The sequence below is a fragment of the Kitasatospora sp. NPDC094019 genome, assembly GCF_044764505.1.
In the GTDB taxonomy this organism is placed as follows: domain Bacteria; phylum Actinomycetota; class Actinomycetes; order Streptomycetales; family Streptomycetaceae; genus Kitasatospora.
Map to the genome: position 1 here is coordinate 156,399 of NZ_JBIWIF010000001.1, position 6,000 is coordinate 162,398.

General features: G+C 73.7%; 5 protein-coding genes. 3 read left to right on the top strand and 2 right to left on the bottom strand.

Annotated features, from left to right (window positions below):
* Window positions 1–74 precede the first annotated feature (74 nt).
* Window positions 75–992, top strand: coding sequence for an SGNH/GDSL hydrolase family protein (locus ACIQ9P_RS00760; RefSeq protein ID WP_402347509.1), 918 nt, complete (start codon window positions 75–77; stop codon window positions 990–992).
* A 112-nt stretch (window positions 993–1,104) separates the two neighbouring features.
* Here ACIQ9P_RS00760 and ACIQ9P_RS00765 read toward each other — a convergent pair whose 3' ends face one another.
* Both ACIQ9P_RS00765 and ACIQ9P_RS00770 read right to left on the bottom strand, forming a co-directional pair.
* Complete coding sequence (locus ACIQ9P_RS00765) at window positions 1,105–3,528, bottom strand: endonuclease/exonuclease/phosphatase family protein (RefSeq protein WP_402349779.1); 2,424 nt, start codon at window positions 3,526–3,528, stop codon at window positions 1,105–1,107.
* 243 nt (window positions 3,529–3,771) lie between these two features.
* Complete coding sequence (locus ACIQ9P_RS00770) at window positions 3,772–4,761, bottom strand: LuxR C-terminal-related transcriptional regulator (protein WP_402347512.1); 990 nt, start codon at window positions 4,759–4,761, stop codon at window positions 3,772–3,774.
* A 443-nt stretch (window positions 4,762–5,204) separates the two neighbouring features.
* Here ACIQ9P_RS00770 and ACIQ9P_RS00775 point away from each other — a divergent pair, with 443 nt between their 5' ends.
* Window positions 5,205–5,450 carry a hypothetical protein gene (locus ACIQ9P_RS00775; protein ID WP_402347515.1) on the top strand — a complete coding sequence of 82 codons (246 nt, stop codon included), beginning with the start codon at window positions 5,205–5,207 and terminating at the stop codon, window positions 5,448–5,450.
* 7 nt (window positions 5,451–5,457) lie between these two features.
* The gene (locus ACIQ9P_RS00780; protein ID WP_402347518.1) at window positions 5,458–5,730 is read left to right on the top strand and encodes a hypothetical protein; all 273 of its coding nucleotides are present in this window, start codon (window positions 5,458–5,460) and stop codon (window positions 5,728–5,730) included.
* The last annotated feature ends 270 nt before the right edge of the window (window positions 5,731–6,000 follow it).

Genomic DNA, 6,000 nt, shown 5'->3' on the forward strand with positions numbered 1-6,000 from the left:
CTTACCTGTCAGTAGTAGCTGTGGCCCGGCTCGCACCACCCCCACCCTCCCGTTTCTCTCCCCCAGGAGGAACCGTGCTCCGCCGTGCCCGGAATTCCCTGCTGCTCGCTTCCGCCGCGTTGGGCGCCGCTCTCGCGATGACCGCCACCACCGCGCAGGCCGCCACTCCCGCCCCCCACCGCTATGTGGCGCTCGGCGACTCCTACGCGGCCGGCGCGGGGGTTCCGAACCAGTCGGCCGGCCTCTGCCTGCGCTCCGACCGCAACTACGGCCACCTGGTCGCCGCCGCCCTCCACGCCGCCGCCTACCGCGACGTCACCTGCGCCGCCGCCAAGGTCAAGTCCATCACCGAGGCGCAGTACGACGCCTTCCTCCGGGTCAACGATCCGCAGATCGACGCGGTGACCGCCGACACCGACCTGATCACCCTGGGCATCGGCGGCAACGACCTCGGCGACAGCGACCTCGGGATCGCCGACGTGATCGCGACCTGCATCGCGGGCGCCGTGGTCAACCCGCTCGGCACCCCCTGCACGGACGTCTACCACCACGGGTACTGGGACTGGTCCAGCTGGTCCTGGCAGTACGGGAACGACGACCTCGCCGACCGGATCGACCGGACCGGGCCGCGGCTCGCCGACACCGTGGAGCGGCTTCGCGCCAAGGCCCCGAACGCCCGGATCCTGCTGGTCGGCTACCCCTCGGTGCTGCCCGCCGACGGCGCCTCCTGCGTCCTGCGCCAGCCGATCGCCCCGCGCGACATCCCGTACCTGCACGAGGTGCTCGGCCGGCTGAACACGATGCTGCGGTCCACCGCCGGAGCCACCGGCGCGACCTACGTGGACACGGCCACGCCCACCCGCGGGCACGACGTCTGCTCGTCCGACCGCTGGGTCGAGGGCGCGCTGCCCGGCTCCCCCGCCGTCCCCTTCCACCCGAACGCGACCGGTGAGCGGGTGATGGCGGACGCCGTCCTCAAGGCCCTGGGGTAGCACCTCCGCGGGCGCCCTCCTGGGAGCCCCGGGGGGAGCGCCTCCCGAAATGCCCCGAGGGGGCGGTGACCAGGTCCCCGGTCACCGCCCCCTCGGTCGTGCTCCGCCGGCCTCACGGCTTGATGCGGACCACCTGCGGGTCGTGGTCGCTCGCCTGCTGGGCGAACTCGGCGTTGATGTGCACCACGTCGTACTTGGCGTACCCGACCTCGGGGCTGACCAGGATGTGGTCCAGCACCTGCGAGTTGCCCTGGTAGACGTACGAGTACTGCTCCTTCTCCGGCAGCTCGTTCACCAGGTCGCGCAGCACGCCGTCCTTGGTGAGCGTGGTCAGCGCGGGCGAGAACTGGTAGTCGTTGAAGTCGCCGACCGAGACCACCTTGGCGTTCTTGTCGGCCGCCAGCAGCTTGGCGACGAACACCTGCTCCACCGTGGCCTGGGCGACCCGCTGGACCTCCGAGGAACGGGCCGGGGCCTGGAAGCGGCTGTCGATGCCCTGGTCGCCGCCCTTGCTGTTGAAGTGGTTGGCGATGACGAAGACCTTCTTGCCGCGGAAGGAGAACTGGCCGACCAGCGGCTTGCGGCTGTTGGTCCACGCGGCGTCGGCGGGGGCGATCCGGCCGGGCGAGGCGGTCAGCGCGGCGGCGGAGCCGGTGCCGGCCACGTCGACGGCGGTGGTGGCGGTGCCGCCGGGGATGTCGGTGAAGGACACCCGCTGCGGGTTGAACAGGAAGACCTGGCGGATGTTGCCGCCGGGCTCGCCACCGTCCTTGCCGTCCTCCGGGTCGACCGAGCGCCAGTCGTACGCCGGGCCGCCGGCCGCCTTGATCGCGGCGACGAACTTGGCGACGGTCTCGCTCGCGTCCACCGTGCCGTCGCTCTTGGCGCCGTTGTTGTCCTGGATCTCCTCCAGGGCGACGATGTCGGGCGAGCGCAGGTGGGTGACGACACCGGCGGCCAGCTCGGCGAACTTGCTGTCCGGGTTGGTGGCGGCCAGGTTCTCCACGTTGTAGGTGGCGATGGAGAGTTCGCGGTCCGCGGTCGGGGCGGTCACCTCGCGCTGGAGGTGGTTGTCCTGGAGCGCGCCGAGGGCGCCGGCGACCAGGGTGTAGCCACCGAACTGGTTGTAGTCCAGCGGGCCGTTGGTGACGCCGGTCAGCACGTCGCCCACGTTGGCGACCGGGAAGGGCTGCTGGGCGACCGGCGCCTGCTGCTGCACCATCAGCCGGCCGACGTTCGGCTCCGCGTAGGACTCGTAGAGCACGCCGCCGCGCTGGCTCTTCTGGTCCTGCTTGTCGGCGGCGACCCACAGCTCGTTGTACTTGTCGGTGGCCTGGACCACCCGCACGTCGCGGACCTCGACCAGCATGCCCTCCAGCGACTCGTAGAAGTCGAGGGTGTACTTCTCCGGGTCCAGGGTGACGCCGTTGATGGTGCCGTCGGGGCCGGCCGCCGGGGTGTAGGTGCCGGGGATGTTGCGGGTGTCGACGACCACCGCGGCCGGCAGCGGGTTGCCGGAGGAGACCACGGTGACGGCCGGGTTGGTCAGCTGGGTGAGCGACTGCGAGCCACCGGTGAAGTTCGGGTAGTACTCCGTCACCTTGCCGGTGACCAGGACCGAGTCGCCGACCTTGACGGTCGGGTTGGCGGAGCCGGTGTAGACGAAGACGCCCTCGCTGGTGGCCGGGTCGGCGTCCGGGTTCGGGTCCTGGATCCAGAAGCCCTTGGAGCCGTACGCGCGCACGCCGGTGACGATGCCGGGCACGCCGGCGACGGTCTTGCCGGTGCGGTCGGACAGCCGGGTGCGGCCCTGGATGTCGTGGATCCGGACGGTGCCCGGCTCGGTCGGGCCGGTCGGGGTGGAGCCCTCGGCGACCTCGCCCTTGCTGTTGGTCGGCGACGGGGCGCCGGCCGTGAGGTCGGCGGCGTTGTCGTCGGTGTCCGGCAGACCGGCCTTGCGGGCCACCGAGGCGGTGTTGGAGGCGCCGGCCACGGAGGCGGAGCCCTCGTGGACCACGGCGGTGCCGAAGCCGACCAGGTCGCGCACCCGCGGGTCGGCGGCGCAGTCGGCCGCGGTCTTGCAGGTCAGCGGGTCGACGCCGTGGACCAGGGCGACGGTGCCGCTGGTGCCGGACAGCGCCAGCGAGCCGACCGCGTCCGGGGTGGGCAGGTCGACGGTGCCCGCGGCGCCGGCGCCCTCGCCGACCAGGTAGCGGCCGCCGGGGGCGACCGAGCCGGTCAGCGGGGTGACGCCCCACTGGGAGTTCGGGCCGGGCGCGGCGGATATGTACTGGACGCTCCAGCCGTCCAGGCCGAAGGCGGCGCCGCCCTTGTTGGCCAGCTCGACGAAGTCGTTCTTCAGGGTGGCGCCCGAGTTGCCGCCACCGCCGTAGACCTCGGAGATCAGCGCGTCCGCGGACGGCGCGGCCACGGCGGCGGGCAGCGGGGCCAGGACCAGGGAGGCGGCCAGACCGGCCGGGACGATGGCCGCGCGCAGCAGGGCGCGGCGCGAGCGCGGACGGGGAGCGATGGGCATGGTCACCGGAACGGGGCTCCTAGCTCGGGTGCATGGGGGTGGGTCGGCCGGGCGGCGGGTCGGCCGGGCGCATCGGCCGGTGTTCGGCCCGCAGTCCCGCTACCCGCGTAGAAATCCGCGCGGAGTCGGGAACCGCCCCCCGCAGCGCCCAAAGATACGCGCGTAGAAAATGACCGGACAAGAGCCTGGAGGTGAACTTCTGCACCATGGCGACGGACCGTTACCCCGAAGCTGTGACCCCGGCTACAACCAGCCGCGCTGGGACGCCTTCAGGCCCGCCTCGAAGCGGCTGGCCGCGTCCAGACGCTCCATCAGCGCCGCCATCTGCCGCCGGACCGTCCGCACCGAGACGCCCAGCCGCTTGGCCGCCGCGTCGTCGGTCAGCCCGGTGGAGAGCAGCCGCAGCAGCTCGCGCTCACCGGGGCTGAGGCCGGTGCCGGCGTCCTCGGGGCGCGGGTCCCCGCCGAGCGGAGCGGCGGTCTCCCAGGTCTGTTCGAACAGCGCGACCAGGGAGGCGACGATCCCGGGCTCCTCGGTGCACAGGGCGCCGGCCCTGGTGTTCTCCGGGTCGATCGGCACCACGGCGGTGGTGCCGTCGAAGACCAGCATCCGCGGCGGCAGCACCGGGGCGGTCCGCACCCGGCCGCCCAGGCCGGTCATCCACTGGGTGTAGGCGAAGGTCTCCGGGTCGTTGCGGACGCTGTCCTGGTAGATGGTGCGCAGGCTGACGCCCCTCCTCAGGGCGTCCTCGTCCAGCGGGCGGGAGGCGGCCAGGCTGGCGCCGGACTGCGCGCCGCCGGGCATCACCCCCAGGCACTCGGTGGCCAGCCGGGCGGTCAGGGTCTCCAGTTTGGCCTGGATCGCGTCCAGACCGACCAGGCGCTCGCCGCCGTCCACCAGGGTGGCCGAGCGGAGCGTGGCGTACTCGGCGACGGCGCGCGCCACGGCGGCCTTGGAGACGGCCAGCTCCTGCTGGCGGCGGGCGAGTTCCTCCTCCTGGCGGCGGAGCAGCAGCTCCAGCCCGCGTTCCGGGCTGACCGGCCACAGCGCTCCCGGGCGTTCCCGGGAGGCACGCAGCAGGGTCAGGTCGGCGAGGCGGTCGAGGGCGGCCCGGACAGCGGGCTCGGGAAGGTGGAGCCGTTCGCAGAGTTCGGCCACCCCGCCCTCCGGGTCCGCGAGCATCTCGCGGTAGACGGCTTCCGCGGTGGTGTCCACGCCCAGCAGTTCCAGCACGTCAACGACCCCTGATCGTCACGACATCGCGTCTCACGATGGAGATTCCGGTCCGGCCCGGCGATCCCCGATCCTTCCTCCGGCACTCCCGCCGCCACAAGGCGCGTTCCGGTCACCCGACCCGAACCGGACCGTCCGGTCTGTTCCACGGAGGGAACGGGCCCACCGGCGCCACCCCCGGGTCACGGTTCCGGGGTTGCAGCAAGCTGCCTGGCCGGATGTTGCCCGGCGAACTCCCTCCCGATGCGGACCGGGTGACGGAAGGATGCGGTCTGCGGGCAGACACCCGACCGCACGCACCGGCACCACGCACCGACCGCACCGGCACCACGCACCGACCGCACCGGCACCACGCACCGACCGCACGCACGCACCGGCACCAACGCACCGGCACCACGCACCGACCCACGCCCTGAACCACCGTGCACAGAACAGGAACCGCCGTGCCGAAGCCCGTCCGGCTGCTCGCCGCCGCCGCCCTCGCCCTGACCCTCGCCGCCGCCGTCGCCCCCGCCGCCCCCGTCACCTCCGCGCAGGCCGCCCCGACCGCCGCCCTCCCCCCGGCCACCCACGCCGACGGGACGGGCATCGGCTGGGACGGCCCCGGTATCGGCTGGGACGCCCCGGACATCGGGGGCATCGGCTGGGACTCCTCCCGGACCGACGGCCCCGGCATCGGCTGGGACTGACCGCTCGGTGTTCGCCGTCCAATTGACTCTCCTGGACGTCTCGGCCCCGCCCGCGGGCGAGGCCGGACCCGCCGACGTCCAGGGCGCCCTGTGGGCGCGCGCGGCTCCGGGCGACGGCCTGGAGCACGTGCGCGCCCGCGCCTTCCCGGGAGGCGTCGGCATCGTGCTGTACGTCCGCGCCCCCGACCGGGAGGCGGCCGAGCTGAGGGCGCACGCCCTGCTCCGCCGCGCACTGGCGGAGGGCCCCGTACGACGCTTCACGGTGGCGGCTCCACCGTAGGCAGCGGGGTCCTCCGCCGGGACCGCTCCCGCCTTCCGTCCTGATTTCGGACGGTTGCTCACTCCCGCGGGTTTGGCCGATTCATGCCTACCGCTTCGACCGGCCCGCTCTTGACATGCATATGCCCATCAATGCCGCCGTGGGGGGCCGGGCCCCCCCCGCCCCCCCCCCCCCGCCCCCCCCCCGGCCCGCGCGGGGGGGCCCCCCCCCCCCCCCCCCACCCACCCCCCCCCCCCCCAAAACCCCCCCCCCCCCCCCCCCCCCCCCCAC